The sequence below is a fragment of the Thermasporomyces composti genome, from assembly GCF_003386795.1.
In the GTDB taxonomy this organism is placed as follows: Bacteria; Actinomycetota; Actinomycetes; order Propionibacteriales; family Actinopolymorphaceae; genus Thermasporomyces; species Thermasporomyces composti.
The window spans coordinates 1,167,936-1,194,931 of sequence record NZ_QTUC01000001.1 but is presented as its reverse complement, the minus strand read 5'-3'; the positions used below and the strand labels follow the sequence as shown (position 1 = coordinate 1,194,931).

Genomic DNA, 26,996 nt, shown 5'->3' with positions numbered 1-26,996 from the left:
CGTGCGTTACCACGAGTCGCTGCTGTCTTTGGTCGGCAACACGCCCTTGGTCCGGCTGTCCAAGTGCGCCGAGGGTGTCGAGGGTCTGCTGCTGGCCAAGGTGGAGTACTTCAACCCCGGCGGGAGCGTGAAGGACCGTATTGCGCTCCGGATGGTCGAGGCTGCCGAGCGCGAGGGCTTGCTCCGACCGGGCGGCACGATCGTGGAGCCGACGAGCGGCAACACCGGTGTCGGGCTGGCCATCGTCGCACAGGCCAAGGGGTATCGCTGCGTGTTCGTCTGTCCCGACAAGGTGAGTGAGGACAAGCGCAATGTCCTCAAGGCGTACGGGGCGGAGGTCGTCGTGTGCCCGACGGCGGTTCCTCCCGACCACCCGGACTCCTACTACTCGGTCTCCGACCGGTTGGTGAAGGAGATCGAAGGCGCCTGGAAGCCCGACCAGTACTCCAACGTCAATAACCCCTTGTCGCACTACGAGCAGACCGGCCCGGAGATCTGGGAGCAGACGGAGGGGCGGATCACTCACTTCGTCGCGGGTATCGGTACCGGCGGCACGATCACCGGGGTCGGCCGCTACCTCAAGGAGGTCTCCGGTGGGCGCGTGCAGGTCATCGGCGCCGACCCGGAGGGCTCGGTGTACTCCGGCGGCACGGGTCGTCCCTACCTCGTCGAGGGCGTCGGGGAGGACTTCTGGCCGACGACCTTCGACCGGTCGGTCTGCGACCGAATCATCGCCATCTCCGACCACGAGTCGTTCGAGCTGACGCGTCGGCTGGCACGCGAGGAAGCCTTGCTCGTCGGCGGGTCGTCGGGCATGGCCGTGGCGGCGGCGTTGCGCGTGGGACGCGAGGCGGGTCCGGACGCGGTGATCGTCGTGTTGCTCCCCGATGGTGGCCGCGGGTACCTGTCCAAGGTCTTCAACGACTCGTGGCTGCTCAACTACGGATTCCTGCGGACCGAGGGCCCGCAGACCGTGGGGGAGGTGTTGCGCACCAAGAGCGGCGACATTCCGTCCTTGGTGCACACCCATCCCAACGAGACCATCGCCGAGGCGATCGAGATCCTGAAGGAGTACGCCGTCTCGCAGATGCCTGTGGTACGAGCGGAGCCTCCGGTGATGGCGGCGGAGGTCGCCGGAGCGGTTCACGAGCGCGCGCTGCTCGAGGCGCTCTTCTCCGGGCGGGCCCGGCTCGCGGACCGGGTCGAGCTGCACATGTCGCCGCCGCTTCCGATGCTGGGAGCGGGAGAGCCCGTCTCCGCGGCGGTTCGGTTGCTCGAGACCGAGGACGCGCTGCTGGTTCTCGAGGACGGCAAGCCTGTCGGTGTGCTGACCCGGCAAGATCTGCTCGAGTACCTCGCGACCACACCTGACCGGTCGAGCGACGGCTAGGACCCGACCGGCCGGAGTCTCACGGTAAGGCCGTCCGAGGGGTGGGACGCTGCGTCGGAGCCGCGTCCTCGGTCGCGGCCCACGTGCCGAGGAGCCGCAGAGCCTCGTCGGAAGAGGATCCGGGTTCCGCTGCGTAGGCGTAGAGCCAGCGCTCCCCGTCCTGGAGCTGCAGCGCCTCGACGTGCAGAGTGAGGTCGCCGACGACGGGGTGACGGAACCGTTTGGGACCCCGGCACCGGGTGTCGACCTCGTGCTCGGCCCACCAGGTGCGGAACTCCGGACTGGCGACGGACAGCTCGCCGATCAGCGTGTGCAGCCGGGTGTCGCGTGGGTACCGGGCCGCGGCCTCGCGTAGGACGCCGACGGTCAGGCGCGCGACCATCTCCCAGTCGACCAGGAGGTCGCGCGTCGCGGGATTCAGGAACACCCATCGTGGGTGACTCGTCCCCGGTTCGAGACCGGGCAGGAGCGCGCGTCCCAGGCGGTTCATCGCGTGGACGTCGCCGCGCACGTCGACGACGATCGCGGGAATGCCGAGGTTGTCGACCATCAGCCGGGTGCCCGCGTCAAGGGGCCAAAGCCGGGGTTCGGTCGACTCGGACCCGGCGACGGTCGAGCGGACGAGGTTGTGCAGGTACAGCCGCTCGATCTCGGTGAGCCGCAACGCGCGTGCGATCGCGTCGAGTACCTGGTCGGACGGCTGCAGGTTCCGGCGACCCTGCTCAAGACGCGTGTAGTAGTCCAGGCTGACGCCCGCCAGCATCGCGACCTCCTCGCGCCGCAGTCCCGGGACGCGGCGCCGGCCGGTGGTCTGGACGCCCACGTCCTCGGGCCGGAGCCGTGCCCTCCGGGTACGCAGGAACTCGCGCAGCTCGCCGTTCTTGCTCACGCTTCCACAGTAGGCGCCGGTGAGCCGAGGAGGGTGGGTCTGTGCGTCCCAGGGTCCTTCCACCTCTGGTTGAGGGCGGCGGGCGGGCCGGACAGTCGAGCCGTGACTCAGCAGACTGCCTTCCCCGGTGACAGAACCGTTTCCCTTGGCGACAAGACCGTGCGACGCATCGGGTTCGGTGCGATGCAGCTCGCCGGCCCCGGGGTGTTCGGACCGCCGAAGGACCCCGACACGGCCCGGACCGTCCTCCGGCGCGCCGTCGAGCTCGGGGTCAACCACATCGACACGGCGCAGGTCTACGGCCCCGACGTCGTCAACGAGCTCATCGCCGAGGTGCTGCACCCCTACCCGGAGGACCTCTTCATCGCGACGAAGGTCGGCGGTACCCGCGATGAGACGGGTGCTTGGGTCCGCGCCTCCCGCCCAGAGCAGCTCCGGGTGACTCTCGAGCAGGACCTGCGCACGCTGCAGCTCGAACGGATCGACCTGGTGTACATGCGGTTGGGGGTCGGGGGTGGCGGGCCGGACCCTGTCCCGCTCGCCGAGCAGCTCGGCACCCTGACCGAGCTCCGTGACCAGGGCAAGGTCGGCCTCATCGGCCTGTCCGCGGCCTCGGTCGACGACCTCACGACGGCTCTGCAGATCACCCCGATCGCCGCGGTGCAGAACCCGTACGGCGTCGGGAACCGAGCGGACGAGCCGGTCCTCGACCTCTGTCGCGAGCACGGCATCGCCTACGTCCCGTACTACCCGCTCGGCTCGGCGTTCACCGGCGGCCCGCGGGCCCTCGCGCAGGAGCCGGTGATCGCGTCGGTGGCTGCCAAGCACGACGCCTCGGCTTCCCAGATCGCCTTGGCGTGGCTGCTGGCCCACTATGACCGCATGTTGCTCATCCCCGGTACGAGCTCGGTCGCCCACCTCGAGGAGAACGTGGCCGCCGGGCAGATCGCCTTGGACGACGACGACCTGGCCGCCCTCGAGAAGGTCCGTCCTCCGGGCGCCCCACCCTTCTGACCGTGGGCTCTCCCCGTCCGCTCGGCTCGGTTCGGCGGTGTCGACCTGAGGGCGGTGCCGAGCGTGGCGAGGGAGGCGGGTGCGACGGACCGGAGACCTCGCGGTCTCCTGGTCCGTCCGCCACCAGGCGTCCGTGGGATCGGTCCGGCACGACCTAGGCGTCGGAGGCGTCGAGGACGGCGCTGAGCGCTTTCCAGCGAGCGATCTCGCAGGCGTTGCGCTTGTCGTACCGGGCGGAGACCGGCCGACCTCGCCAATGGCCTTCGATGACGGCGCGCTGCGGGCCGCCGTAGACCTGGGCGCACAGGGCGCCACGGGGCACCGGGTCGAACGGCCGTTGCGCCTCCTCGATCGCGCGGATCGCCGCCTCCGGATCGGGGTGCGTACCGCCCGGCGGGTCGGCGGTGAGCGTCCACACCCGCGGTGGCGCGCCGGGGCGCTCCCACACGGTGACGGTGAGGTGGGTGCTAGCCGTCGTCATGCGACCATTGAAACGTGACCACGGGAGAACCGCCGACGACGCCGCGGTTGCTCGCCGTGGCGCACGGCACTCGCAACCGCACCGGCCAGCGTCAGGTGCGGCACCTCGTCGAACGGGTGCGGGCCCGACGCCCCGGCCTCGAGGTCGACGTGGCCTATCTCGACGTCCAAGAACCTCGCCTCGAGGAGGTCGTCACGTCGACCGACCGGCCCACGGTGGCGGTGCCGTTGCTGCTGGCCGCCGGTTACCACGTCCACACCGACATTCCCACCGCCGTGGCCGCCAACGCTCAGGTCCTCGTGAGCCGGCCGCTGGGCCCGGACTCTGCGCTCGCCGCGCTCCTGGTGGACGGACTGCGGGAGGTGGCCTCCCTCGAGCCGACGGACGGGGTCGTGGTGGCCGCCGCCGGGTCGCGCGACCCGCGAGCCCAGCGAGACGTGGAGACCGTGGCGGGCTACCTGGACGGCCTGGTGCCGGGACCGGTGCGAGCCGCGTACGTGACCGCGGCGCAGCCGAGTGTGCCTCAGGCGGTCACCGCGATGCGAGCCGACGGCGCGCGTCGCGTCCTCGTGGCGGCGTACCTGTTGGCGGACGGATGGTTCTACCGCGCGCTCCAGGGGGTCGGCGCCGACGGGGTCACGTCTCCGCTCGCGGCGCGCCCGGAGCTCGTGGACCTCGTACTGGCTCGCTACGACGAGCGTGCCGGCGGCCACGAGGGGCCGGGTGGAGCGACGTGAGCGTCGGGAACAGCTCGTGTTGTGCCGAGGGAACACGGTGCCGGCCGAGAGACTCCGCCAACCTCAGTGGGTCACGGCGTCGACCGCGTCGAAACCGTGGAGGACAAGGTCCGCGCGTCCCCGAGACGTCGCGACCAGCTCGGCGTTCGCCTGGTCACTGCCGAGCGCCCAGGCACGTGCCTCCTCCGGCGACTTGCCGTAGCGCTGGTGTCGTCGGATCAGCCGGTCGAGACGCTCCGGCTCCGGCGGGTCGAGGTACCAGGCGTCGTCGAGGAGGTGGCGGATCTCCGACCACGGCGGCGTGTCGAGGAGGAGATAGTTGCCCTCGGTGACGACGAGCGGCACCTCGCGAGGGACGGGAATCGCACCGGCGATCGGCTCTTCCAGGTCCCGTCGGAACGTGGGGGCGTAGACCGTCTCCTCGGCGGGGTCGCGTAGGCGGCGGAGGAGCGCGACGTAGCCCGCGCCGTCGAAGGTGTCGGGTGCTCCCTTGCGCTGGCGGCGACCCAACCGCACGAGCTCGACGTTGGCCAGGTGGAAGCCATCCATGGGCACGTAGCGGGCGCGGTCGCCGAGCCGCTCGACGAGGATCGTCGCCAGAGTGGACTTCCCGGCGCCCGGGGGACCCACGATGCCCAGGACGCGCCGTCCACCCGCGGACGCCAAGGACTCCGCCCGTCGCACCAGGTCGTCGAGACGCATCCCAGCTCCTTCCGCGGCGACCTCGCGACCCGCCGGTCCGCGTGGCGGGTGCGCACCGCCGACCATGGTGCCGCACGCACTGGGCGGCGCGTGTCGTAGGCCTGGTCAGCGATCCGTGGCCGCGGGCGCGGGCTCCACGGCGAAGACTCGGTGCAGACCGGTGTGACGGAGCAGGTCAAGCGTCGCGCGGTTGGGATTGCGGATCCGTACCCCGCCCCCGCGGGCGCGGCAGGCGCGGTGGGCGCTGAGCAGTGCGGCGAGGGTGGTGGAAGGGAGCCGATCGATGGCGGCGACATCGACGACGATGCGGCGGACGCCGGAGAGCACCAGGTCGCGCAGCTGCCACCGCAGCTCCGCCGTGCCCTCCGCCACGTCGGCCTCGGTGAGCGTCACGACGGCCTCGTCATGCAGCAGGACGTGTGCGGGGGTGCGCATCGCCGCCGCCTCCAAAAGGCAAAAAACGGACAACTATTCGGGTCTATCGTGCGATCTTCACATTGAGGTTGAGCCGACGAAGACTTTGCGATCTCATGACAACGTCTCAGGACAACGTCCCGTCCGACGCCGCCCCGGGATGAGGAAGCTCACTTTGGCAGCATTGGGCGCATGGCGACACGTCTACTCGTGGTCGAGGACGACGATCGGATCAGGTCCGTGCTCCGACTGGCCCTGGAGGACGAGGGATACCAGGTCAGCGAGGCAACCTCGGGCGAAGCGGCGCTGCGTCAGTTTCGCACCAAGCCAGTCGACATGATGATCGTCGATCTCATGCTCGGCGAGGTGGACGGGTTCACCTGTATTCGCGACATCCGCAAAGTCAGCGACATTCCGATCATCATCATTAGCGCCCGCGCGGACACCCATGACATCGTCGCGGGATTGGAGGCCGGGGCCGACGACTACGTCACCAAGCCGTTCCAAATCAAGGAGGTCACGGCACGCCTCCGCGCGCTTCGACGTCGGGCCCGCACTCCTGGAGACCCGGAGGTGCCGCCTGACATCGTGCTCGACTCGACGCGGCAGCTGGTGCTGTCACCGTCCAGGGGAACGCTGCTGCGCGACGGGCAGGACGTCCACCTCACGCTCACCGAGTTCCGCCTGCTGAGCGAGCTGGCCAATCCGCCAGGCCGAGTCCAGAGCCGGCGGGCGCTGCTGGAGTCGGTCTGGGAGCACGGATTCTTCGGTGACGAGCGCATCGTCGATGTGCACATTCGCCGCCTGCGAACCAAGATCGAGCAGGATCCGGGAGCGCCTCGGCTCATCGTGACCGTCCGAGGACTCGGCTACCGCCTGGATCCGCAGTGAGACGTCTCCCGAGGCTCCGACCGGCGGGGCTCCGAGGGCGGGTCACGGTCGCCTTCGGGGTCGGAGCGCTCTTGGTGTCGGCCATCTTCGCCGTCACCACGTACGCGCTGGCGCAAAGCTACCTCCTCAGCCAGCGGGAGCGGGCGGTGCTGCGGCAGGCGTACCTCGACGCCAACTACGTTCGCGGCCGGCTCGAGAGCGCCGGCGCGGACGTGCCGGCCATCCTCACCGCCATGGCGCCGACGTCGGGCTCGGCACTGGTCGTTCACTGGCGCGACCGGTGGTTCTCGTCCTCGCTCGACGTCGGTCGTTCGTCGATTCCGCGCTCGCTTCGCGACGTGGTGGCCGACGGCAGACCCGCGTCCATCCGCACCCGGATCGACGGCGTGCCGGCGATCGTCATCGGGGTGCCGCTGCCGTCGGTGCAGGCGTCCTACTACGAGGTGGCGCCGCTACGGGAGCTCCAGGAGAACCTGCGGACCCTGGGCGTCGTCCTCACCGGTGGGGCGCTCGTGGCCGCGCTGGCCGGCGCGGGACTGGGCGTCTACGCCAGCCGATCGGTGGTGCGACCGCTCAACGACGTGGCGGGGGCGGCGGCCCAGATCGCTGGTGGCCGATTGGACACCCGGCTCCCACCCACGCGCGATCCAGAGCTCGCCACGATCGTCGGCTCGTTCAACAGCATGGTGGACACGCTGCACCAGCGGATCGAGCGCGACGCGCGACTCGCGGCCGACGTGAGCCACGAGCTGCGGTCGCCGCTGACGACGCTGGTCGCGAGCGTCGAGGTCCTCGACAAGCGACGGGACGAGCTGTCACCGAGGTCGCAACGAGCGTTGGACCTGGTGATCGAGGAGCTGGATCGGTTCCGCCGGCTGCTCGACAACCTCCTCGAGCTGGCGCGCGTCGGGGCGGGCCTGGCTCCGGAGGCGGCGGAGCCGATGTCGCTGTGGGAGCTGCTCGAGCACACGCTCGCTCGATCTGGTCAGACCACCGCGGTGCTGTCCGGCGCGCGTGACGTCCAGGTGACTGGCGACAAGCTGCGGCTCGAACGCGTCTTCGCCAACCTCATCGACAACGCCGAGCGCCACGGCGGCGGCCTGGCGGCGGTGACCATCGTGGGCGAGCGGGATCGCGCGCTCGTGCTCGTCGATGACGACGGGCCGGGTGTACCGATCTCGGAGCGGGAGCGCATCTTCGACCGCTTCGCGACCGGCCGGACCGCACGTGGTTCGTCCTCGGGCACCGGACTCGGCCTGGCGCTGGTGTCGGAGACCGTGGCGGCGCACGGTGGGGCGGTGTGGTGCGCCGACCGGCCAGGAAGAGGCGGTCGGTTCGTCGTGTCGTTGCCTCGTGCCGATGCGCGGCCAGATGGCGCGACGACGGCGGGAGGGGAGACATGAGGACGTCGCGAACGCGGTCGCTGACCGCTGTGGCCCTGCTCCTCACGCTCACGGGGTTCCTCACACTCACCGGATGTGGAATCCCCGAGCAGGAGAAGCCGACCCTCATCGACCCGAGGAGCGTTCCGTTCGGCCTGCTCGAGTCCACGAGCCCGACGAGCCCGTCGGAGTTGCGCGTCGAGCGGATGCCCGCGTCCACGACGGTGTACTTCGTCGCCCACGACCGACTCACCGGTGTCCGCCGCGACATCGGTGTCGGACCGGCCACTCGACGGCTGACGGCGGTCCTGCGAGCGCTCGTCGAGGGCCCCTCGGACTCCGAACAGGCGGAAGGTCTCACCTCGGCCATCCCGCCCGGTCTTCGCCTGCGGCTTGTCTCGCTGACCGACCGCACCGCCACCATCGACTTGTCCGGCGACGTCGCGGGGCTGTCGGCCGAGCAGGGCACGCTCACTGTGGCACAGGTCGTCTTGTCGGTGACCGCGCTGCCCGAAGTCGACCGGGTGCGGCTCGCGAGCGCGGGCCGCCCCATCGAGGCGCCCCTGGGCGACGGGTCCCTGACGTCGGAACCCTTGACCGCCGACGGCTACCTGATGCTGGTCGATTCCTGACCGACCTCCTCCCGGTCGAACCGTCACGTCGAACGTCGACGGTCACCGTCGAGGTGAGCTTCGCCATCGGTCGTCCCGACGGGTCGACGGCGATGCCGGCGGACATCGAGACCGGCCGACCACGGTCCGGATCCGGACACTCCGAGCGCGCGGCCTCGGTCCTGAGTCACACTTGGTCGTTAAGGTGCATAACTGTGAGGGTCCCTGAACCATCCGTCGCGCAAGGAGCCCGCACGCTGGTGCGCCTGGCTCGACTGCTCGAGCGTGCGGACGCCGGCGTCAGCCTCGCCCAGTTCCGCATTCTCGAGCTGGTCGCTCGAGGGACCGAGCGGTCCAGCCAGATCGCCAGCCGCTTAGCCACCAGCAAGCCGGCGGTCACCCTCGTGGTGGATGGACTGGTCAACGCCGGCTTGCTGAACAGGGAGAGCGTCGCGGGGGACCGTCGCGCGATTCGCCTGACCCTCACGCCGCGGGGACGGCAGGCGCTCGCTCGTGCCGAGGAGGCCTACTGCGAACGCCTGAAGCCGCTGCTCGCCGAGATCTCCGATCCTCACGCGCTGCTCACCCAGCTCGCCGAGATCGACGCTGCGCTGGACGCTCGGTGGGCTCGACGTGCCGAGCGACGCGCGACGCGACCCGCTCCACCGCCGACGACGCTGGAAGAGGTGCCGCGCGGTCAATGACGCCAGAGACTCCCACCGACGACACAGCCGCCACGTTCACCGAGAACGACGCTCGCGCCAGCACGCACCCGCTCATCACGTCCTCCACCTCTCCCACGCACCGGTGGATCCGTCGTCTGGCCGGCTACTGCTGGCGTTCGAAGTGGCTCGTTGTCGCGGCGTTCGGTGGCGCGGTCGTTGGGATGGGCGGCACCGCGTTGGTTCCACTGATCCTTCGACAGATCGTCGATGAGGTGATCCTCACCGACCGCGCCGCGATGCTGCCGTGGGTGACGGTGTTGCTCGGGGTCGGTCTGCTGGTGTTCGGCGCTGGATTCGTCCGGCGCTTCCTCGCCGGCAAGCTGGCACTCGACGTCCAGCACGCGATGCGCGAGGACCTCTTCCGGGCCCTGCTGCGCTTGGACGGGGCGCGCCAGGACGAGCTGCACACCGGCCAGGTGGTCAGCCGCTCGATCAGCGACATCATGGTCGTGCAGGGCCTGCTGCAGATGCTGCCGAACAGCCTCGGCAACCTCCTGCTCTTCGCCATCTCCCTGGCCCTCATGGCATGGCTGTCGCCGTTGCTCACCCTCGTCGCTCTCGCGGTGGTGCCGGCGCTCGTCGTCATCGGCTACCGCAGTCGGAGCCGGCTGTTCCCCGCCACCTGGGAGGCACAGCAGCAGGCTGCCGAGGTCGCCGCGATCGTGGAGGCCGCCGTGAGCGGTGTCCGGGTCGTCAAGGGCTTCGGGCAGGAGCGCCGGGAGCTCGACCGACTGGACCACCAGGCCAGGCAGCTGTTCGGCTCGCGGATGCGCGCCATCCGACTGACCAGTCGGTTCAGCCCGACGCTGCAGGCTGTGCCGCTCGTCGGCCAGGTCGGCATCCTCGCCCTCGGTGGTTGGCTGACCCTGCGCGGCTCGATCACGCTGGGAACCTTCCTGGCCTTCTCCAGCTACCTGAGTCAGCTCGTGGCGCCGACCCGGATGCTCTCCAACTTCTTGGTTCTCGGGCAGCAGGCCCGAGCCAGCGTCGTCCGCGTGTTCGAGGTCATCGACTCCCAGCCGGAGGTACGGGAGAAGCCGGGGGCGGTCGAGCTGCCCCGCGGACCGGGTGGTGTCGAGCTGGAGAACGTGACGTTCGGCTACGTCGACTCCGACCCAGTCCTGCGTGGACTGTCGTTGCGGGTGCGGCCCGGCGAGACGCTCGCGCTGGTCGGGACCGCCGGATCAGGAAAGTCGACGATCTCCCAACTGCTGCCCCGCTTCTACGACGTCTGGGACGGGGCCGTGCGCATCGACGGCTACGACGTCCGTGACGTCACCCTCGCCAGCCTGCGGGCGCGGATCGGTCTGGTCTTCGAGGAGAGCTTCCTCTTCTCCGACACGGTTCGCGCCAACATCGCCTACGGACGACCCGACGCCACCGACGAGCAGATCCGCGCGGCCGCTCGCGCCGCTGAGGCGATGGAGTTCATCGAGGCGCTTCCCCAGGGTCTCGACACCGTGGTGGGAGAGCGGGGCCTCACCTTGTCCGGGGGTCAGCGACAGCGCATCGCGTTGGCTCGCGCGCTGCTGTCCGACCCGACTCTGCTCGTGCTCGACGACGCGACCTCAGCGGTGGACCCCCGCACCGAGGCGGAGATTCACGCCACCTTGCGTCGGGTCATGCGCGGGCGAACGACGATCATCATCGCCCACCGTCGGTCCACGCTCCAGCTGGCGGACCGGATCGCGGTCTTGGACGCGGGCCGTCTGGTCGATGTCGGCACGCACGCGGAGCTGGAGGCGCGCTGCCCGCTGTATCGGTTGCTGCTGTCGGGGCCGGGTGAGGACGCCGAAGGCATCGACGCCGGGGAGCTCGACGCGTTCCTCGCGACCACCGAGACGACCGACGCCTCCGATGGTCAGCCCGCGGGGAGGCTTGATCCCTCGGCGTGGGCGACACGTCCCGTGTCCACCCAACCGAGCCACCTGACCCGGGTGCGGATGCCGACGGGGCCAGGCGGCGGCTTCGGGGGAGGGGGACGAGGCGGAGGTCCCGGCGGCGGCTGGCTGTCCAACCTGCCGCCGACACCCGGCCTGCTGGCCCAGGTCGCCAAGCTGCCGCCGATCACCGATTCACCCGACGCCGACGCGGCCCGGGCCCGCGAGCCGGATCCGGCCTTCAGCCTGCGGCGGACGCTCCGGCCCTTCCGTCGGCCGCTGCTGGTGGCCGTGCTGCTCGTCATGTTGGACGCCCTGGGTTCGTTGACCCTGCCGTTGCTGATCCGACACGGCGTGGACGCGGGCATCGCGAAGGACGCGTACTCGGTGGTGCTCGTCGTCACCGCCGTGGCGCTCGGCGTGGTCATCGCCAACTGGGCGGTCAACGTGGCGCAGACCCGCGTGGCCGGACGAACCGGTGAGCGGGTCCTCTACACCCTGCGGGTCAAGCTCTTCGCCCACCTGCAACGGCTCGGTCTCGACTACTACGAGCACGAGATGGGCGGTCGCATCATGACCCGCATGACGACCGACATCGACGCGCTGTCGACGTTCTTGCAGACCTCGCTCCTCACCGCGGTCGTCGCGCTCCTGCAGTTCGTCGGTGTGCTGGTCGCGCTGGTGTGGATCAACGCGGAGCTGGCACTGTGCGTGCTCGCGGTGATGCCGGCGCTCATCCTCGCCACGCTGGTGTTCCGGGCCAAGTCGTCCGCGGCCTACCAGGAGGCGCGTGAGCGCATCAGTGTCGTCAACGCGGACTTGCAGGAGAACGTCGCCGGGATGCGCGTGGCCCAGGCGTTCCGGCGGGAGGAGCACAACGCCCACCGATTCGTCCGCAAGAGCGACGCCTACCGGGTGAGCCGGCTGCGGGCCCAGCGCTACATCGCGACGTACTTCCCGTTCGTGCAGTTCCTCAACGTCGTCGCCGCGGCGGTCGTCCTCGGTGTCGGTGCCGGACTCGTCCGTGGCGGCGAGCTGACCGCTGGCGAGCTGATCGCCTACCTGCTCTACCTCGACCTGTTCTTCTCCCCGGTCCAGCAGTTGTCCCAGGTTTTCGACGGGTACCAGCAGGCGCGCGTGGGTCTGCGGCGGATCGCGGAGCTGCTGCGTACCCCGACGTCCACACCTCAGGCGGAGCGGCCGATGAAGGTGACCCGCTTCCGCGGCGAGGTCGTGCTGGACAACGTCTCCTTCCGTTACCAGAACGCTGAGACGAATGCGTTGGACGGAGTGAGCCTGCGGGTACGCCCGGGCGAGACGGTCGCCTTGGTGGGCGAGACGGGTGCCGGCAAGACGACGCTGGTGAAGCTGGTGGCGAGGTTCTACGACCCCACGTCAGGAGCGGTTCGAGTCGACGGCCACGACCTTCGCGACCTCGACCTCGAGGCGTACCGCCAGCGGCTTGGATACGTGCCACAGGAGCCGTTCCTCTTCCCAGGGACGATCCGCGACGCGATCGCCTATGGCCGACCGGACGCCACCGACGAGGACGTGGAGGCGGCCGCCCGTGCCGTCGGTGCCCACCGGGTCATCGCGCGAATGCGCGGAGGCTACTTCCACCCGGTGGGAGAGCGAGGCCGCAATCTCTCAGCCGGACAGCGCCAGCTCATCGCGTTGGCGCGCGCCTACCTCGTCGATCCCGACATCCTCCTGCTCGACGAGGCCACGGCGGCGCTCGACCCGGCGACGGAGGCGCTGGTCATCCGGGCGACCGAGACGCTCACCCGGTCGCGGACGACGCTGCTCATCGCCCACCGGCTCACCACGGCTGAGCGGGCCGACCGCATCGTCGTCCTCGACCACGGGCGCGTCGTCGAGGACGGCACCCACGCGGAGCTGCTGGGCGCGGGTGGCCGCTACGCCCAGCTGTGGGCGGCGTACGCGCGCGGGGAACATGTCGTGGCCTGAGCGCCGTACTCCACGCTCAGGCCACGACGGGATGGGTGGGTGTCGAGAGCCTCACGGGCGACGCGGTCGGTAGGCGCAGGCATCCTCGAGGGAGTCGGTGATGGAGGAGGACGAGGAGGAGGCGTTCGCGCTCTTCCTCAGGCCCTCTTGGACCATGGCGTGAATCTCGTCGTAGTTCGGCTCCCACGGAGAGATGATCTTGTTGGTGAAGGCGACGCTCGTGACCTTCGCTCGCTTCACCTTCAGCGACAGGTCGACGAACGCCGGCAGCATCGACTGTGGGATGTCGGTGAAGACCAGGTCCTTGGAGGACTTGGCGATCGCCTCGAACCGGGTGAGCACCTTGATGGGGTCGGCCTGGTCGATGATCGCCTTGATGACGCAGCGCTGGCGCAGCATCCGTTGGTAGTCGTCGAGGCCCCACCGTCCACGCGCGAACCACAGCGCGTCGAAGCCGTCGAGGTGCTGGTTGGGCCCCGGCTGGATCCAGCCTCCTGGCTTGAGCCCCTCCTCCTCGCTGCCACCCTTGGGCACCGGGTAGTTCACGTTGACGGTGATGCCGCCGAAGGCGTCGATGAGCTGCTCGAACGCCTTGAGATTGACCAGGACGTAGTAGTCGATGCGCAACCCGAGGGCACCGCTCACCGCGAGCTTGGTCGCGTCGGCGCCCGGGTTGTCGCTGTCGAGCAGGTCAGGATGCTGGTCGGGGACGTTCTCGTAGATCGAGTTCAGCATCCACTCCAGCTGGTCACCGGGTCCCGCGTAGATGCCGTTGGGGTAGGCGTCGGCGAGCACGGAGTCCTTGGGGAACGGGATCTTGCGCAGGTTGCGCGGCAGGCTGAACAGCACCGTGTCGCCGGTGCGGGTGTCGATGCTGGCGGTGATGATGCTGTCGGGTCGAATGCCGATTCGGTCGTGACCACCGTCACCGCCGAGCAGCAGGACGTTGACACGATCCTGACCTGCCCACGGGTCTTCGACGGTCACCTTGGTCGGTCTGGTCGCGCTCTTGCTCTCCTTCTTGGCGAAGATGTGCTCGACCATGTCCTTCTGGACCATGGCGTATCGGCTCGCCACGCTCAGCGGGGCCGCGACGACGCCGATCAAGGCGAGGACCGCGCCGACACCGACAAGCCGTTGCCATGCCCTTGCGGTGCTGGGTCGCAGCGACCGATAGGTCGCGAGGATGACGACCGCCCACGCGACGGCCAAGGCGGGGAGGATGATCGCGGCGAGCCGCAACGCCTTGGGCTGGACAGCCCAGTGCAGCAACGTCCGTCGCTCCGCTATGACGGCGTAGACGGCAGCGCCGACGAGGAGCGCGAAGAGGGCGAGCACTGTCAATCCGACCTTGCGTCGACCTGCCTTGATCAGGCCAAGGCCGGGAACGAGTCCGCCAACGACTGTCAGAACCAGCGCCCGGCCGAAGATTCTCGCTGGTGATGCGCTGGCTGACCGACTGGTGGAGGGCTCGTGCGACGAAATCTGCTCGTCTTCGCGTGGCTCCGGCATGCCAACCATCGTGGGCGTCTGACCACACCCATATCGACGGTTCAGGTATCCAAGGACCAGTTCGCCGAAAAGTGTGGATGATTGGCTGGCGCATCCGGGCTGCCGCGACTCAGGCTGGCTCGCGCAGCATGGGTTGCAGGCTGGGCCCGTTGTCGGGCAGCCGGATCGGGGGACCGTAGTCGACGAACCCGTGGCGGGCGTAGAGCGCGCGGTTGCGAGTCGTACTCGCCTCGAGGTAGGTGGCGAGGCCGTCGTCGTCCGCGGTCCGGAGACCGTGGCGCAGCATCGCGCTTCCCAGCCCACGACCGCGATGCCTCGGTAAGACCGCCATCTGCGCGAGGTAGAGGTAGGGGTACTCGGACGGGTGGGCGTGGGCCGTCGCCGTCATCACCGTGACGAAACGATCGACGTAGGGTCCGTAGATCGTCCGGACGGTCGTCATCAGCTCGCCCTGATCGTCGTCGGGGTCCGATCCGTCGACGCGGGACCAGACGGAGACGCCGGCGATCTGTGCCCCACCGGCGACGACGAGCGCACCGTCGTCGATCTGAGCGCCCAGGTAACGCCGAAAGGCGGTGGCGTGACCCCACGCGCGCCTCCGCTCTTCATCGGGCAGCATCCACGCCGCGACCGCCTCGTCCCAGACCGCCGCCGCGAAGACAGCGGTCACCTCATCGAGGTCGTGAGCCGTGGCACGGCGAACGGTGATCGGAGACGACGGCACGGTGGTGTCGGACATGAAGGTTCTCCCGAGTTCGTCATCGGAGGCTGTCGTGGGAGTCAACGGACGTGCGCCGTGTCGGGTTCCAAGTGGCCGAGCCGTCCTAGGCGGCCACATCGTGGCAGCGCTCTGACCGATCCAGGACCTTGCCCATGATCCAAGGCTTCATTACGTGCCTCCGGTAGCTCTCCGGACAGTGGTGGAGGCGAGTCAGACACGCGACTCCACATCGAGTTCGACCGGAGCGCCGGAGGAGTTCCCATGGTGTTCGAGGCAGATCCCTCAGGCACGAAGGCTCCCCATCGTCAGTCCTCGCATCGTCGGGGAACCTGGAGCGCCGGCGCTTCCTGGGATTGGCCGCAGGTGGCCTCGGTGCCGCGTTGTCCTTGGGAACGGGGCGTCCCGCCTTCGCCAGCTCGTCCGCTGGCGAAGAAGCGCCGACCGCGCACCGTCTCTCCCCGCGTGTGCCGGGACTGGCAGGTCCGGCGCCGTTCGTCGGCGCGGCCGAGCTGCCGCTGTTGAGCGGACCCGACCTGCCGATCGGCTTCTTCTGGCCACCGCCTCAGCCGTTCACCACCAGCGAGCGGTACGCCGAGATCGCCGAAGCCGGCTTCACGTGGGTCCTCGGCGTCAACGACATCGTCGACTTCCCCGTCAACGACACGATGTTGAGGCTGTGCGAGGAGCACGGCCTCTACGGCGTCCCCACCGACTTCCGCATCTACGGAATCCGCGACTACCCCCGGGACCAGTGGCGGCAGATCTTCATCGACACGCTCGCCGAGTACCGGCCATATCCGGCGTTCGCCGGCCTACACCTGAAGGATGAGCCCACCGAGGAGTGGTACCCGAGCATGGCCGAAGTCTTCCGCCTGGGTCGGGAGCTGGCCCCGGACGTCCTGTTCCACACCAACGCCGCTCCCTGGCACACGGGGGATGCGCTGCGGGAGCTCATCGAGGTGCTGTCACCCCCATGGTGTCGTTCGACAACTACCCGTTCCGGCGGACCGGTGACAACCTCGGCTTCCTGGAACAGTGGGGCGAGGTGCGCGCGGCCGGCCTGACGTACGACCTCCCGACGTGGGTCTACGTGCAGTCGTTCACCAGCACCAACTACCGACGCCCCACCCCGGAGGAGCTGCTGTGGCAGATCAACGTCAGCCTCGCCTTCGGTTGCAAGGGCATCCAGTACTTCACCTACTGGACTCCAGAGGTCTACGCCGAGTTCGGCCCCGGGTTGATCACACTGGACGGCCAACGCACCGACCTGTACTACGCCGCCAAGGACATCAACAACAACTGGCTGGCGCGCGTGGGCCGGCAGCTCAAGCCCTTGCGCCCGGAGGTTCTCGGCATCGCCAACCTGCTGGACTTCCCGCCGCCTGGGTTACCCGCGTTCGCACCGGACGAGTACGTCGCCGAGTCGTGGGGCGACCCGGTCATCCTCAGCCAGTTCAGCAAGCCCGATGAGCCGAACTACCGCTGGCTGCTGGTCGTCAACTACTCCTACAAGGAGCCTTGCCGAGTCCGTGTCAACCTTGGCCGACGGGTCCGTGGTCGCGGCATCGCCGTCTTCGACCCGTCGACCGAGCGCTACGTCGAGGTGCCCCCGCCGCGGAAGCGCCTGGACATCAGGCTCGACACCGCCGCGGCGGCGCTGTACCGGCTGCCGGTTCGAGCGGAGAAGGAGAGGACCTCGCGGTGACCGGACAGTGGTGGGGTCGGGTGGTGGCCCGCGACGTGATGCCGACGAAGATCGCCGTGCGCGTGTCCCCCACCGAGAATTTCATGCCGCGCGGAGTTTCTCGGACCTTCGAGGTGACGATCTGGGCGCAGGGACGCAAGCGGGTCAGGGGCACGCTGACTGCTGCGGGCCCCGACGGTTGGGAGCTCGCGCCCGCATCGCAGCGGTTCGAGCTCGACAGCGACGGCCTGCCCGTCCACGGCGTCTACACGGTCTCGGCGACCCCGCTCGCCGACGCCGACCTCCTCACCGAGCAGACGCTCACGTTCGTCGGACAGACCGACAAGGCGGGCGGTGGAGGCGTGGCGACCGACTCCGCGACGGCGGGGGTCACCGCCGTCTGGTCGGCCGGCGACGTGGTCCTCGCCCTGGACGCGGGGCCGCCGGGCAGCCCGGTCCTGGAGGGGTACGCGGTGCTCACGCCGGACACGACCTGGGACCCCACGCGCGGTTATGGCTGGGTGGGAGCGCCGCCACAAGCACGAGACCGGCAGGTTCTCGATCCGCTGCGACGAGACTTCGTGTTCAACCGCGAGGTGGGCACACTCCGGCTCGCCGTCCCTCCGGGTGTCCATCGCGCCTACGTCCTCACCGGGGATCCACAGTTCACCTCCAGTCACACCGTCGTCTACCTCGACGGCAGCCGGGTCGCTGAGACGGACCACCTCCTCGGGCCCGGTGAGTTCGCCTGGCTGACCTTCACCATCGAGGGCGGGGACGCCGGGCGCACGGTCGACCTCGTCCTCGACGGAGAGGCCCACGAGGAGTACTGGCGGCTGGGCGCGCTCGTGGTGACCTGATCGCTGTGCGCCGTGCGTGACCTGCGTGAGCGCGCGGCGACCGACGGGCTCGTCGGAGGAGGTCACGCCGTGCGGGTCGAGGGAGAGTCGACCGTCCCGGCCGCCGCGAGGACCGCGTCGGCGACGTCCTCCGCCGGCCGCCGAGCGTCGATGATCGTGGCGCCGAGGCTTCGATACATGGCCTCGATTCGCTCGGCTAGGTCGAGAGCCGCGGCGAGCTCCTCGGGGCGCCGGCCGAACGCGTTCGTCGCACGGGTCTGGAGGCGATGTCGAATCGTCTCGGCGTCGGCGACCAAGCAGACGATGAGGTCGAAGAGGTCCCGAACCTCGTCCTCGTTCTCGACGTATCCGCAGAGGAACGTCGTCCACCCGCGTGCCCGCTCCGCGAGGGTCTCGACCTTCGCCCGGGTGATCCGCCAGGCGTAGCGATCCAGCCACCCGGCTGGCACCGGATACGGAGGATCGGCGACAACCTCGCCACTGCTGCGGTCGACCCAGCGGTTGTAGCCGTCCCAATCGGCGTCGACCGCCAGGTGGCCCCTGCTCCTCAGCACGGCACACACGGTCGACTTGCCGACGCCCGCGGTTCCGGTCACCCACACCAACGGCACCGAACAAGCGTACGAGGACGAGTCCTGGTCCTGGCGGTGCGAGGGTGGTGCGGTCTCCGCGCTTGCCGCGGCTACCCGTCCAGAGGAGGGTGCGCGACCGGCGCGTTCGCGGCCGCGAGGTAGCCGCTCGCCTGGCGCAGGAACATCTCCCGATACAGGCCGCGTCGTTCCATCAGCTCGGCATGATGTCCCTGCTCGACGATCCTCCCCTCCTTCAGCACGATGATCGAGCTGGCGATGCTGGCCAGCGCTAGGCGGTGGCTCACGATCAGCGCGCTTCGGCCTTCCGCCATGTCCCGAAGGCAGGCACGCACCTCGTGCTCCGTCTGCGGGTCGATCGCGGACGTCGGTTCGTCGAGCACGACGAGCCCTGGCGCGACGCGCATGAGCGCCCGCGCGATCGCGAGGCGCTGCCACTGGCCCTCGGACAGGTCGATACCGCCTTCCAGCTCCTTGGTCAGTGGGACGTCGAGGCCGAGCGTTGAGCGATCGGCGAGCGGCCGGAGACCTACCTTGTCGAGCGCGGAGACGATCGCCGCGCGCTCGTCACGCTGGTCGACCGATCCGGCGGCCACGTTCTCTCGCAGCGTCGTTCTCTCGCAGCGTCGTGGGAAAGCGCGCGTAGTCATGGAAGACGACGCTGATGTTTCGACGAAGCTCCGCCAGAGGAATGTCCCGGTAATCGGTTCCGTTCCACAGGATGCGCCCGGCCGAGGGGTCGTAGAGGCGGCAGATCAGCTTCGCCAACGTGGTCTTGCCGGCGCCGTCCTCGCCGACCACCAAGACGATCTCACCCGAGCCGATCCGCAGGCTCACATCCTTGAGCGCGGGCTCGGCACGGCCGGGGTACGAGAACGAGACGTTGTCGAGCACCAGACCGTCGTCTCGTCTGACTGGCGGCCGGGTGGCCGAAGGTGTCTCCTCACGTGATGTCCGTGAAGGCTTGGGGCCGTCGTCCTGATAGGCCATGACGTCGATGAACGGCCGCACCTGGAGCGTCGACTCGAGCAAGGCCGAGCTGCTGCCGAGAAGCACGAGCAGGCCACGCCGAACGTCGAAGACCAGGCCGGAGAACAACGCGATATCCCCCAGGGAGAACTCCTTGCGATGGTCTTCAGCACGACGTAGCGGAACGGAAGGCCGGTGCCGAGGCCGCTGAGCAACGACCAGGCGAGGACGACGGTGGTCCCCTTTCGTCTGATGCGGCGCGTCTCCTCCAAGGTCGCGGAGTGGGAGCGGCGCCACCGGTCGAGGAAGTAGCTCCGCAACCCGAAGACGCGTGTTCCTTCGCGTACTCGGCTCTCGTCAGGATGGAGGCGTACGCCTCCATCCTTCGCAGTGTGGACGCTTGGGACTCGACGGACGGCGCGTGCCTGGCGAGGCCGGTCCTCTCGGGTCGCTCAGGTGTCGTGGAAGCGAGGGAGCACCCGCTCGGCGATCAGCTCCATCGACCGCCGCATCTGCTCCTTCGACATGCCGGCGACGCCGAGGGCGAGTGCGACGTGGGTGGCCGGGGTCTTGGCCACCTGCTCGAGATGGCGGGTCAGGTCGTCGGGGGTGCCGACGATGAACTTCCCGCCGAACCCGATCCCCGGGGTGTTCCGGAACTCACCCAGCGGTGGGAGGGTGCCCGGGGGCAGCGGCCCGGCATCCGAGATGCCTGGGGCACCGGTCATGGTCTGGTAGTACTCGATGACCCAGCGGAATCCTTCCTCGGCCTCGTCCCACGCCTGTGTGCGAGTGGGCGCGACGTGGCAGTAGACGAGCTGGTTGAGCATCGCCTGCCGGGGATCGTGCCCGGCGGCCTCGAGTGCGGGGAGATACACCTGCTCGTACAGCGGCGTGTACCCCAGGTTGATGTGGTAGCCGTTCCGGCCCGCCCAGGCGAAGGCCTTGGGGCCGAACGCCCCGATCCAAATGGGAGGGTGAGGGCGCTGGACCGGCCGGTACCACTCCATGCGCACGTCGGGGAAGTCGTAGTACTTCCCGTGGTGGTCGAAGCGGTCCTCGGTGAAGCACCGGCGGACGACTTCCACTCCCTCCTGGGTTCGCCCCAGTCGCTCCGACATCGGCACGTTGAACGTCCGGTACTCGTGGAACGCGGAGCCGACGCTGAAGCCGAGGTCGAGCCGACCGTGTGAGAGCACGTCCAAGACGATGGCGTCCTCGGCCACGCGCAACGGATGGTGGAACGGCATCAGCAACATGCCGGTACCAAGCCGGATCCGGCTCGTCCGTGCCGCGACGTGGGTCAGCAGCACGAGCGTGGAGGGCGGCCAGGCGTCGGGGGAGAAGTGGTGCTCTCCCATCCACACGTGGGAGTAGCCGAGCTCCTCGGCGTACACGGCGTTGTCGAGGAACGACCCGTACAGCTCCTCGAGCGGCTCCGGGCGGTACGGAAGGTGCCGTGGATACAGGGCGAGCCCGATCTTCATCACGCACTCCGGTGGCTGCGAGACGACAAAGCGGGGAGTCATCCCCACTTCTGTCCCACACGGTAGCGGTAAAGCGGGGAGTAGTCCACGTTTTGTAGAGTGCGAGACCATGAGCCGTGAGCGTGGAAGGCCGGCTCGGCGGGACGCCCGGCGCAACCGGGAGCGGTTGCTCGCCGCGGCCCGGGCCGCCTTCGCCGAGCACGGTCTGGGGGCGTCGCTCGACGAGATCGCCCGCCGCGCCGGTGTCGGAAACGCCACCCTCTACCGGCACTTCCCCACCCGGGAGGCGCTCATCGAAGCGGCCTTCGTCGACATGGTCGGGACGTTCCAGTGCATCGTCGAGGAGGCGTTGCTGCAGGAGGACGCCTGGCAGGGGCTGGTGTGGTGCCTGGAGCGGATCTGCGAGCTGCTCGCCGCCGACCGCGGACTCAGCGACCTGCTGTCGATGCGCTTCCCCGAAGCGACCACGCTCACCGCGGCGACACAGCGCGTCTACGACACCGGCGACCGCCTCGTCCGTCGCGCGCGCGAGCAGGGTGTGCTGCGGGCCGACTTCGCGCCGACCGACATCGTCCTCATCATCTGGTCGATCTCCCGGCTCACCGCGGCGACCAAGAACGTGGCCCCTGACCTGTGGCGTCGGCAGCTCGGCCTCATCCTCGACGGGCTGCGGCCTGAGGCCGCGCACCCGCTTCCCCGACCGCCGCTCACCCGTGAGCAGCTCGACCTGGCCCTGTTCGACCTGCGGGACCAGACCGCGCCGCGTACGCGTGGGACGTCCTGACCGGCCAGCTTCGAACGCCGCGGACCAGCGGGTCAGGACTCGCCGAGGCGGCGGGTCAGGACTCGCCGAGCGCCAGCCCGACGGGGCAGCTCACCCCGGTGCCGCCGATGCCGCAGTAGCCGTCGGGGTTCTTGTGCAGGTACTGCTGGTGGTAGTCCTCCGCCAGCCAGAAGTCGCCGAGCGGGGCGATCTCGGTGGTGACCGCGCCGTAGCCGGCGGCGGCGAGCCGCTCCGCGTAAGCCTTCCTCGACGCCTCCGCGGCCTCGCGCTGGGCGTCACTGGTGTAGTAGATCGCCGAGCGGTACTGGGTGCCGACGTCGTTGCCCTGACGGTACCCCTGGGTGGGGTCGTGGTTCTCCCAGAAGATCCGCAGCAGGTCGGCGTAGGTGACCTTCGCGGGGTCGAAGACCACCCGGACCACCTCGGCGTGCCCGGTCAGGCCGGTGCAGACCTCCTCGTACGTCGGGTTCGGGGTGAAACCACCTGAGTATCCGGCGGCGGTCGACCAGACGCCTGGCGTCTGCCAGAAGAGCCGCTCGACACCCCAGAAACAGCCCATCCCGAAGACCGCGAGCTCGTAGCCCTCGGGCACCGGGCCCTCGAGAGGTGTGCCGAGGACCTCGTGGCGCTCCGGCACCGTGAACGGACGCTCGGCCCGGCCGGGCAGCGCCTCGTCCTGTGTGGGCATCGTGGGTGTCCGACGCTGGAAGATCATGACGGTGGCCTCACTCGGGTTCATCGGCGTACTCCCCCATTGTCAACCCGAGGTCCGCCCGACCCATTCCGTCCCTCATGAAGGCGCTGGGCTCACGCGACGACCTCGCCGGTCGGCCTCTCGCGGCCGGCTGGATGGGCGGCTCGAGGTTGGAAGGGTCGCGGGCGATGCTCACGTGACGACTGCTCACGTGACGACGGGAGTGGGGTCGCTGGTGGCACGGCCGGTCGTGACGGTGGTGTCGGGAGCGCCCGCGGTGGTGGATGCGAGCGCCGTGTAGCTCATCGCCAGGCGTTCGACGGCCCGCGTGAGATCGGCTTCGGCGAGGGTGTACGGCAGCCGGATGAACCGTTCGAAGGCGCCGTCCAGCCCGAACCGCGGTCCCTCCACCAGCCGCACGCCGTGCTGTCGGGCCAGCGCCACGAGCGTGCTCGAGACCGGCGCCTCGAGCTCACACCACAGGCTCAGACCACCCGCCGGCATGGTGAACCGCCACTGTGGCAGGTGCTGGGCGAGCGCGGCGGCAAGGCTCGCGCGTCGGGCCCGCACCAGCGCCCGGCGCTCGGCGAGGATCGCCGCCTCGCGCGCCAGGAGCTCGGCGACCGTGAGTTGGCTGAGCAGCGACGTTCCCAGGTCGGTCACCGCGCGAACCCTGAGCAGGGTGGGGACGAGGGACGCCGGTGCGCGCAGCCAGCCGACGCCGAGGCCGCCCCAGAAGCACTTGCTGGCGCTGCCGATGAGCAGGATCCGATCGCTCCGGTCGTACGCGGCGAGCGGAGGCGGCGTCTGGTCGACGTCGAGGGAGAGGTCGACCAGCGTCTCGTCAGCGACGGTGAGCGTGCGGGTGCGGGCGGCGACGGCGGCTACCCGCTCTCGGGTCGCCTCGGGCATGAGCGATCCGGTCGGGTTGTGGAACTCCGGCACGAGGTAGGCGAGGCGGGGTGCCGCCTGGCGGAACGTCGCCTCCAGCATCGCGATGTCCCACCCGTCCGGGCCGAAGGGCACCGGCACAGCGCGCGCTGGCACCTGGCGCACCGCCTCCAAGACGTTGGGGTAGGTCGGGTGTTCGACGAGCACCCGGTCCCCTGGGCTGACGAAGGTGCGGAGGATCAAGCCGAACGCCTGCAGGGCTCCGCCGGTGACGAGGATCTGGTCGGGTGTGGTCGGCAGACCCCGCGCGCTGTAGCGCTGGGCGAGCAGCTCCCGCAGGCCGGGCGCGCCGAGCGGCGTGTACCCGTGCCCGCCGAGGTACGCGGGCAGCGCGCGGGTCGCCGCGTCGACCGCCTCCGCGAGACCGGGCGGGGCCGGCAACGCCGCCGCGCACATGTCGAGGACGCCCCCGTCCGGGTCCGACACCGGCACGATCGCGCCCCCTCCGGGATAGGGCCCGCCTGTCCCGGCGCCGGGTGGGATGACGACGCGGCTCGCCGCGCCACGCCGGCTGGCCAGGAAGCCCCACTCGCGGAGCAGCGCATAGGCGGCGGCGACGGTCGTGCGGCTGGCGGGCAGCGCGCGAGCGAGCTCGCGTTCGCTCGGCATGCGAGTGCCGGGAGGCAGCCGGCCGTCGAGGACGAGGGCGCGGATCCGCTCGGCGAGGGCCCGGTAGGACGGGCCGGCGCCGCGCCAGCTCCCGAGCAGTCTCACGACGTACGTGGCACTCGCGGATCGGTCCACCACCAGGCCACTCTTTCACAACTGGCTCTGGGAATCCAGGCCAGTTCTCGCCCAGGATCGGAGTCATGTCGACTGCGACCTCCGACGTTGACTTCGCGGCGTCACCGCTGGCCACGCTGCGGGAAGGACGCCTCGTCCGCCGGCTCACCCAACTGTTCGTCGGGCTCGGCGTGTACGGTGTGTCGCTCGCCCTGCTCGTGCGAGCGGACCTCGGTCTGTTCCCGTGGGACGTCCTCCACCAGGGCCTCATGCACCACGTGCCCCTGTCGTTCGGGACGATCGTGATTCTCACGAGCGTGGTGGTGCTCCTGGCCTGGATCCCGCTGCGCCAGTGGCCGGGCGTCGGCACCATCTGCAACGCCGTCGTCATCGGGCTCGTGGCGGATGTGGTTCTCGCCGTGCTCCACACGCCCACGTCCCTCCTCGCCCGTGGCGTGCTGGTCGTGAGCGGCGTCGTGCTGAACGCCGTGGCCACCGCGGCCTACATCGGCGCGCGGCTCGGTCCCGGGCCCCGAGACGGTCTCATGACCGGCCTCGTCCGACGGACCGGCAAATCGGTCCGACTGGTGCGGACCACCATCGAGCTGAGCGTGGTCGTGGTGGGGGTGCTCCTCGGCGGCACGATCGGGATCGGCACCCTGCTCTACGCGTTCACCATCGGTCCTCTCGTCCACGTCCTGCTTCCGCTGTGCACCGTGGCGCCGCGTCCGCCGGCGCGTCCCACAACCCCGGTGACCAGCGGCGATAGCCTCAGCGCATGAGCGAGCAGCGCCACCACGGCTTCGAGACCCTCGCGATCCACGCGGGCCAACCGGCCGACCCCACGACCGGGGCGGTGATCACGCCGATCTACGCCACGAGCACCTACCGCCAGGACGGCGTCGGACGCCCCCGGCAGGGCTACGAGTACTCCCGCACGCAGAACCCCACGCGCACCGCGTTGGAGGAATGCCTGGCGGCGCTGGAGCGAGGGAGCCGCGCGCTGGCGTTCGCCAGCGGCATGGCCGCTGAGGACACCCTGCTGCGGACCGTCTGCCGGCCCGGCGACCACGTCGTCATCCCGAACGACGCGTATGGCGGGACGTATCGGCTGTTCGCGAAGGTCGCCGAGCCGTGGGGGGTGAGTCACACCCCCGTGCCGATCTCCGACGTCGACGCGGTGCGCGCGGCGGTGCGCAGCCGTCCCACCGCGATGGTGTGGGTCGAGACGCCGACGAACCCGCTCCTCACGATCGCCGACATCGCCCAGCTCGCCGAGGTCGCTCACGAGTCGGGCGCGCTGCTCGTCGTCGACAACACCTTCGCCTCGTCCTACCTGCAGCAGCCGCTGACCCTCGGCGCGGACGTCGTCGTCCACTCCACCACCAAGTACGCCGGGGGCCACTCCGACGTGGTCGGCGGCGCGCTCATCACCGCCGACGCCGAGCTGGGTGAGCGGCTGGCGTTCCACCAGAACGCCATGGGCGCGGTGAGCGGCCCCTTCGACGCGTGGTTGGTGCTGCGCGGGCTGAAGACGCTCGCGGTGCGCATGGAGCGGCACTGCGACAACGCCGAGCGGGTCGCGGCCTTCCTGGCCGAGCACCCGAAGGTGCGCCAGGTGCTCTATCCCGGCTTGCCTGACCATCCAGGCCACGAGATCGCGACGAAGCAGATGCGCAGGTATGGCGGCATCGTGTCGTTCCGTGTGCGTGGTGGCGCGGAGGAGGCCATCCGGGTCTGCGAACGGGCCAAGCTGTTCACCCTCGCCGAGTCGCTGGGCGGGATCGAGTCGTTGATCGAGCATCCGGGCCGGATGACCCACGCGAGCGCGGCCGGCTCCCCCTTGGAGGTGCCGGACGACCTGGTGCGCCTGTCGGTCGGCATCGAGACGGTGGACGACCTGCTCGACGACCTCGCCCAAGCCCTCGACTGACCCTGGCCCGCGCTCCGTCGACCGCGTCAGCCGACCGCGCGCAACCGAGGAAGCAAGGCCGCCACCTGCTCGGCCTGGGCGATCGCCTCGCCACCGCGGAGGATGACGATCACCTCGCCGATGCCGACCTGAGCGAACCGCTCGACCGTGGTGAGCAGCTCGTCCGCGTCGCCGGTGTAGCGCAGCTGGACCGTCCGCTTGATCTCGCTCGGGTCTCGACCGACGTCGGCACAGTGCTGGTCGAGCACCGCGGACAGCTCGGCCACCTCCTCAGGCGACCCACCCGAGGCGTTCCACGCGTCGGCGTACTGCGCGGTGATCCGCAAGGTGCGCTTGCGACCACTGCCCCCGATCCAGAACGGAGGGTAGGGGCGCTGGACGGGCTTGGGGTTGGACAACGCGTTGGTCAGCCGGTAGTAGCGGCCGCAGAACGTCGTGGTCGGACGGGTCCACAGCGAGGTGATGATCTGACAGGCTTCCTCGAACCTGTCCATCCGCTCGCGCAGGCTGCCCAGCTCCAAGCCGAGCATCTGGTGCTCGACCTCGGCCCAGGCCGCGCCCAGACCGAAGTCCAGACGTCCGCCGGACAGGTGGTCGACGGTCACGGCTATCTTGGCCAGCACAGCGGGGTGACGGTAGGTCACTCCGGTCACCATGCAGCCGATCCGGACGCGTTCGGTTCCCTCGGCCATGGCGGCGAGCAGCGTCCATCCCTCGAACACGTCTCCGCTGGGGTCGTCGCTGCCGATCGACGCGAAGTGGTCGAAGGTCCAGCAGCTGTCGAAGCCCGCCTCGTCGGCGAGCCGCCACACGGCGCGAAGCTCGTCGATGGTGGTGTGCTGAGGTGAGAGCTTGATGCCTACGCGCATCGGGGTCCTGGACGTCATGAGGCAGTCATACCGTGCTCGCGGCGCATCGGCGAGCCGGGAGCCGACGAGCCGTCGCCATCGCTTCGGCACTGACCGTGGGTGGATCGCGAGCCGGTGTCGCGGCGCGTCACGGGT

Annotated in this window: 27 protein-coding genes; 14 read left to right on the top strand and 13 right to left on the bottom strand. The window is 69.8% G+C overall.

From position 1 onward, the window contains the following. Nucleotide 1: 1 nt before the first annotated feature. Nucleotides 2-1,390, top strand: coding sequence for a cystathionine beta-synthase (locus tag DFJ64_RS05205; protein WP_115849421.1), 1,389 nt, complete (start codon nucleotides 2-4; stop codon nucleotides 1,388-1,390). Between the two features lie 19 nt (nucleotides 1,391-1,409). Here DFJ64_RS05205 and DFJ64_RS05200 read toward each other — a convergent pair whose 3' ends face one another. Beyond that, nucleotides 1,410-2,279 (bottom strand): helix-turn-helix domain-containing protein, encoded by an 870-nt coding sequence (locus DFJ64_RS05200; RefSeq protein ID WP_115851837.1) that lies wholly within the window; start codon nucleotides 2,277-2,279, stop codon nucleotides 1,410-1,412. Nucleotides 2,280-2,381: 102 nt separating this feature from the next. Here DFJ64_RS05200 and DFJ64_RS05195 point away from each other — a divergent pair, with 102 nt between their 5' ends. Beyond that, on the top strand, nucleotides 2,382-3,293 hold the full coding sequence (locus tag DFJ64_RS05195; RefSeq protein ID WP_115849420.1) for an aldo/keto reductase: 912 nt from the start codon (nucleotides 2,382-2,384) through the stop codon (nucleotides 3,291-3,293). Nucleotides 3,294-3,447: 154 nt separating this feature from the next. On the opposite strand, the gene DFJ64_RS05190 is transcribed toward DFJ64_RS05195, so the two are convergent. Continuing rightward, the gene (locus DFJ64_RS05190) at nucleotides 3,448-3,774 is read right to left on the bottom strand and encodes an SSI family serine proteinase inhibitor (protein WP_115849419.1); all 327 of its coding nucleotides are present in this window, start codon (nucleotides 3,772-3,774) and stop codon (nucleotides 3,448-3,450) included. A 14-nt stretch (nucleotides 3,775-3,788) separates the two neighbouring features. Between DFJ64_RS05190 and DFJ64_RS05185 the strand changes: the two genes are divergently transcribed. Further along, entirely contained in the window at nucleotides 3,789-4,511 is a 723-nt protein-coding gene (locus tag DFJ64_RS05185; RefSeq protein WP_115849418.1) for a sirohydrochlorin chelatase, read from the top strand. A gap of 63 nt (nucleotides 4,512-4,574) precedes the next feature. Here the strand turns inward: DFJ64_RS05185 and DFJ64_RS05180 are convergent, their stop codons facing one another. After that, a complete protein-coding gene (locus tag DFJ64_RS05180) occupies nucleotides 4,575-5,213 on the bottom strand; it encodes a nucleoside/nucleotide kinase family protein (protein ID WP_115849417.1) in 639 nt (212 codons plus the stop codon). A gap of 105 nt (nucleotides 5,214-5,318) precedes the next feature. Then, nucleotides 5,319-5,648 (bottom strand): STAS domain-containing protein, encoded by a 330-nt coding sequence (locus tag DFJ64_RS05175; RefSeq protein ID WP_115851836.1) that lies wholly within the window; start codon nucleotides 5,646-5,648, stop codon nucleotides 5,319-5,321. A gap of 171 nt (nucleotides 5,649-5,819) precedes the next feature. On the opposite strand from DFJ64_RS05175, the gene DFJ64_RS05170 reads away from it, so the two are divergent. The 5 genes from DFJ64_RS05170 (at nucleotide 5,820) to DFJ64_RS05150 (ending at nucleotide 13,084) form a co-directional block, all read left to right on the top strand. Further along, nucleotides 5,820-6,518, top strand: coding sequence for a response regulator transcription factor (locus tag DFJ64_RS05170; RefSeq protein ID WP_115849416.1), 699 nt, complete (start codon nucleotides 5,820-5,822; stop codon nucleotides 6,516-6,518). Further along, nucleotides 6,515-7,921, top strand: a complete 1,407-nt coding sequence (locus tag DFJ64_RS05165; protein WP_115849415.1) for a HAMP domain-containing sensor histidine kinase — start codon at nucleotides 6,515-6,517, stop codon at nucleotides 7,919-7,921. Before DFJ64_RS05170 ends, DFJ64_RS05165 begins: the two co-directional genes overlap by 4 nt. Further along, nucleotides 7,918-8,532, top strand: a complete 615-nt coding sequence (locus tag DFJ64_RS05160) for a GerMN domain-containing protein (protein ID WP_115849414.1) — start codon at nucleotides 7,918-7,920, stop codon at nucleotides 8,530-8,532. Before DFJ64_RS05165 ends, DFJ64_RS05160 begins: the two co-directional genes overlap by 4 nt. Nucleotides 8,533-8,726: 194 nt before the next feature. Beyond that, entirely contained in the window at nucleotides 8,727-9,215 is a 489-nt protein-coding gene (locus DFJ64_RS05155) for a MarR family transcriptional regulator (RefSeq protein ID WP_170152502.1), read from the top strand. Further along, nucleotides 9,212-13,084 carry an ABC transporter ATP-binding protein gene (locus DFJ64_RS05150; RefSeq protein ID WP_115849412.1) on the top strand — a complete coding sequence of 1,291 codons (3,873 nt, stop codon included), beginning with the start codon at nucleotides 9,212-9,214 and terminating at the stop codon, nucleotides 13,082-13,084. Before DFJ64_RS05155 ends, DFJ64_RS05150 begins: the two co-directional genes overlap by 4 nt. A gap of 51 nt (nucleotides 13,085-13,135) precedes the next feature. Here the strand turns inward: DFJ64_RS05150 and DFJ64_RS05145 are convergent, their stop codons facing one another. After that, entirely contained in the window at nucleotides 13,136-14,596 is a 1,461-nt protein-coding gene (locus tag DFJ64_RS05145; RefSeq protein ID WP_115849411.1) for an LCP family glycopolymer transferase, read from the bottom strand. 109 nt (nucleotides 14,597-14,705) lie between these two features. Beyond that, on the bottom strand, nucleotides 14,706-15,335 hold the full coding sequence (locus tag DFJ64_RS05140; RefSeq protein WP_170152501.1) for a GNAT family N-acetyltransferase: 630 nt from the start codon (nucleotides 15,333-15,335) through the stop codon (nucleotides 14,706-14,708). Between the two features lie 446 nt (nucleotides 15,336-15,781). Between DFJ64_RS05140 and DFJ64_RS05135 the strand changes: the two genes are divergently transcribed. Genes DFJ64_RS05135 through DFJ64_RS05125 form a run of 3 tightly spaced genes read left to right on the top strand, consistent with a single transcriptional unit; the run spans nucleotide 15,782 to nucleotide 17,861 of the window. After that, entirely contained in the window at nucleotides 15,782-16,381 is a 600-nt protein-coding gene (locus tag DFJ64_RS05135) for a hypothetical protein (protein WP_147304604.1), read from the top strand. Then, on the top strand, nucleotides 16,291-17,022 hold the full coding sequence (locus DFJ64_RS05130) for a hypothetical protein (RefSeq protein WP_115849408.1): 732 nt from the start codon (nucleotides 16,291-16,293) through the stop codon (nucleotides 17,020-17,022). The genes DFJ64_RS05135 and DFJ64_RS05130 overlap by 91 nt, the downstream gene beginning before the upstream one ends. Further along, the gene (locus DFJ64_RS05125) at nucleotides 17,019-17,861 is read left to right on the top strand and encodes a hypothetical protein (protein WP_115849407.1); all 843 of its coding nucleotides are present in this window, start codon (nucleotides 17,019-17,021) and stop codon (nucleotides 17,859-17,861) included. Before DFJ64_RS05130 ends, DFJ64_RS05125 begins: the two co-directional genes overlap by 4 nt. 62 nt (nucleotides 17,862-17,923) lie before the next feature. Here the strand turns inward: DFJ64_RS05125 and DFJ64_RS05120 are convergent, their stop codons facing one another. The 4 genes from DFJ64_RS05120 to DFJ64_RS05105 all read right to left on the bottom strand — a co-directional run bounded on the left by DFJ64_RS05120 (nucleotide 17,924) and on the right by DFJ64_RS05105 (nucleotide 20,949). After that, entirely contained in the window at nucleotides 17,924-18,472 is a 549-nt protein-coding gene (locus DFJ64_RS05120; protein WP_115849406.1) for an AAA family ATPase, read from the bottom strand. Between the two features lie 71 nt (nucleotides 18,473-18,543). Beyond that, nucleotides 18,544-19,047 (bottom strand): ATP-binding cassette domain-containing protein, encoded by a 504-nt coding sequence (locus tag DFJ64_RS20065; RefSeq protein ID WP_170152500.1) that lies wholly within the window; start codon nucleotides 19,045-19,047, stop codon nucleotides 18,544-18,546. Next, nucleotides 19,019-19,549: an ABC transporter ATP-binding protein gene (locus tag DFJ64_RS20060; RefSeq protein WP_115849404.1), complete on the bottom strand. Its 531-nt coding sequence runs from the start codon at nucleotides 19,547-19,549 to the stop codon at nucleotides 19,019-19,021. Before DFJ64_RS20060 ends, DFJ64_RS20065 begins: the two co-directional genes overlap by 29 nt. Nucleotides 19,550-19,872: 323 nt before the next feature. Next, nucleotides 19,873-20,949 (bottom strand): LLM class flavin-dependent oxidoreductase, encoded by a 1,077-nt coding sequence (locus tag DFJ64_RS05105; RefSeq protein ID WP_170152499.1) that lies wholly within the window; start codon nucleotides 20,947-20,949, stop codon nucleotides 19,873-19,875. 67 nt (nucleotides 20,950-21,016) lie between these two features. On the opposite strand from DFJ64_RS05105, the gene DFJ64_RS05100 reads away from it, so the two are divergent. Continuing rightward, entirely contained in the window at nucleotides 21,017-21,691 is a 675-nt protein-coding gene (locus DFJ64_RS05100; RefSeq protein ID WP_115849402.1) for a TetR/AcrR family transcriptional regulator, read from the top strand. Nucleotides 21,692-21,746: 55 nt separating this feature from the next. On the opposite strand, the gene msrA is transcribed toward DFJ64_RS05100, so the two are convergent. After that, nucleotides 21,747-22,430, bottom strand: a complete 684-nt coding sequence (gene msrA / locus DFJ64_RS05095; RefSeq protein WP_245940952.1) for a peptide-methionine (S)-S-oxide reductase MsrA — start codon at nucleotides 22,428-22,430, stop codon at nucleotides 21,747-21,749. A 162-nt stretch (nucleotides 22,431-22,592) separates the two neighbouring features. Continuing rightward, on the bottom strand, nucleotides 22,593-24,080 hold the full coding sequence (gene yczR, locus DFJ64_RS05090) for a MocR-like transcription factor YczR (protein WP_484417997.1): 1,488 nt from the start codon (nucleotides 24,078-24,080) through the stop codon (nucleotides 22,593-22,595). A 65-nt stretch (nucleotides 24,081-24,145) separates the two neighbouring features. Here yczR and yczE point away from each other — a divergent pair, with 65 nt between their 5' ends. Both yczE and DFJ64_RS05080 read left to right on the top strand, forming a co-directional pair. Further along, nucleotides 24,146-24,841, top strand: coding sequence for a membrane protein YczE (yczE, locus tag DFJ64_RS05085; protein WP_115849400.1), 696 nt, complete (start codon nucleotides 24,146-24,148; stop codon nucleotides 24,839-24,841). Next, on the top strand, nucleotides 24,838-25,992 hold the full coding sequence (locus DFJ64_RS05080) for a cystathionine gamma-synthase (protein WP_115849399.1): 1,155 nt from the start codon (nucleotides 24,838-24,840) through the stop codon (nucleotides 25,990-25,992). Before yczE ends, DFJ64_RS05080 begins: the two co-directional genes overlap by 4 nt. 26 nt (nucleotides 25,993-26,018) lie before the next feature. Here the strand turns inward: DFJ64_RS05080 and DFJ64_RS05075 are convergent, their stop codons facing one another. After that, nucleotides 26,019-26,879, bottom strand: a complete 861-nt coding sequence (locus DFJ64_RS05075; RefSeq protein ID WP_115849398.1) for an LLM class F420-dependent oxidoreductase — start codon at nucleotides 26,877-26,879, stop codon at nucleotides 26,019-26,021. Nucleotides 26,880-26,996 lie beyond the last annotated feature (117 nt).

Coding starts and splice junctions, on each gene's coding strand:
- yczE (WP_115849400.1), top strand. CDS start 24,146: ATGTCGACTGCGACCTCCGACGTTGACTTCGCGGCGTCACCGCTGGCC.
- msrA (WP_245940952.1), bottom strand. CDS start 22,430: ATGAACCCGAGTGAGGCCACCGTCATGATCTTCCAGCGTCGGACACCC.
- DFJ64_RS05075 (WP_115849398.1), bottom strand. CDS start 26,879: ATGACGTCCAGGACCCCGATGCGCGTAGGCATCAAGCTCTCACCTCAG.
- DFJ64_RS05180 (WP_115849417.1), bottom strand. CDS start 5,213: ATGCGTCTCGACGACCTGGTGCGACGGGCGGAGTCCTTGGCGTCCGCG.
- DFJ64_RS05190 (WP_115849419.1), bottom strand. CDS start 3,774: ATGACGACGGCTAGCACCCACCTCACCGTCACCGTGTGGGAGCGCCCC.
- DFJ64_RS05175 (WP_115851836.1), bottom strand. CDS start 5,648: ATGCGCACCCCCGCACACGTCCTGCTGCATGACGAGGCCGTCGTGACG.
- DFJ64_RS05140 (WP_170152501.1), bottom strand. CDS start 15,335: ATGTCCGACACCACCGTGCCGTCGTCTCCGATCACCGTTCGCCGTGCC.
- DFJ64_RS05150 (WP_115849412.1), top strand. CDS start 9,212: ATGACGCCAGAGACTCCCACCGACGACACAGCCGCCACGTTCACCGAG.
- DFJ64_RS05105 (WP_170152499.1), bottom strand. CDS start 20,949: ATGACTCCCCGCTTTGTCGTCTCGCAGCCACCGGAGTGCGTGATGAAG.
- DFJ64_RS05160 (WP_115849414.1), top strand. CDS start 7,918: ATGAGGACGTCGCGAACGCGGTCGCTGACCGCTGTGGCCCTGCTCCTC.
- DFJ64_RS05145 (WP_115849411.1), bottom strand. CDS start 14,596: ATGCCGGAGCCACGCGAAGACGAGCAGATTTCGTCGCACGAGCCCTCC.
- DFJ64_RS05080 (WP_115849399.1), top strand. CDS start 24,838: ATGAGCGAGCAGCGCCACCACGGCTTCGAGACCCTCGCGATCCACGCG.
- DFJ64_RS05100 (WP_115849402.1), top strand. CDS start 21,017: ATGAGCCGTGAGCGTGGAAGGCCGGCTCGGCGGGACGCCCGGCGCAAC.
- DFJ64_RS05130 (WP_115849408.1), top strand. CDS start 16,291: ATGGTGTCGTTCGACAACTACCCGTTCCGGCGGACCGGTGACAACCTC.
- DFJ64_RS05170 (WP_115849416.1), top strand. CDS start 5,820: ATGGCGACACGTCTACTCGTGGTCGAGGACGACGATCGGATCAGGTCC.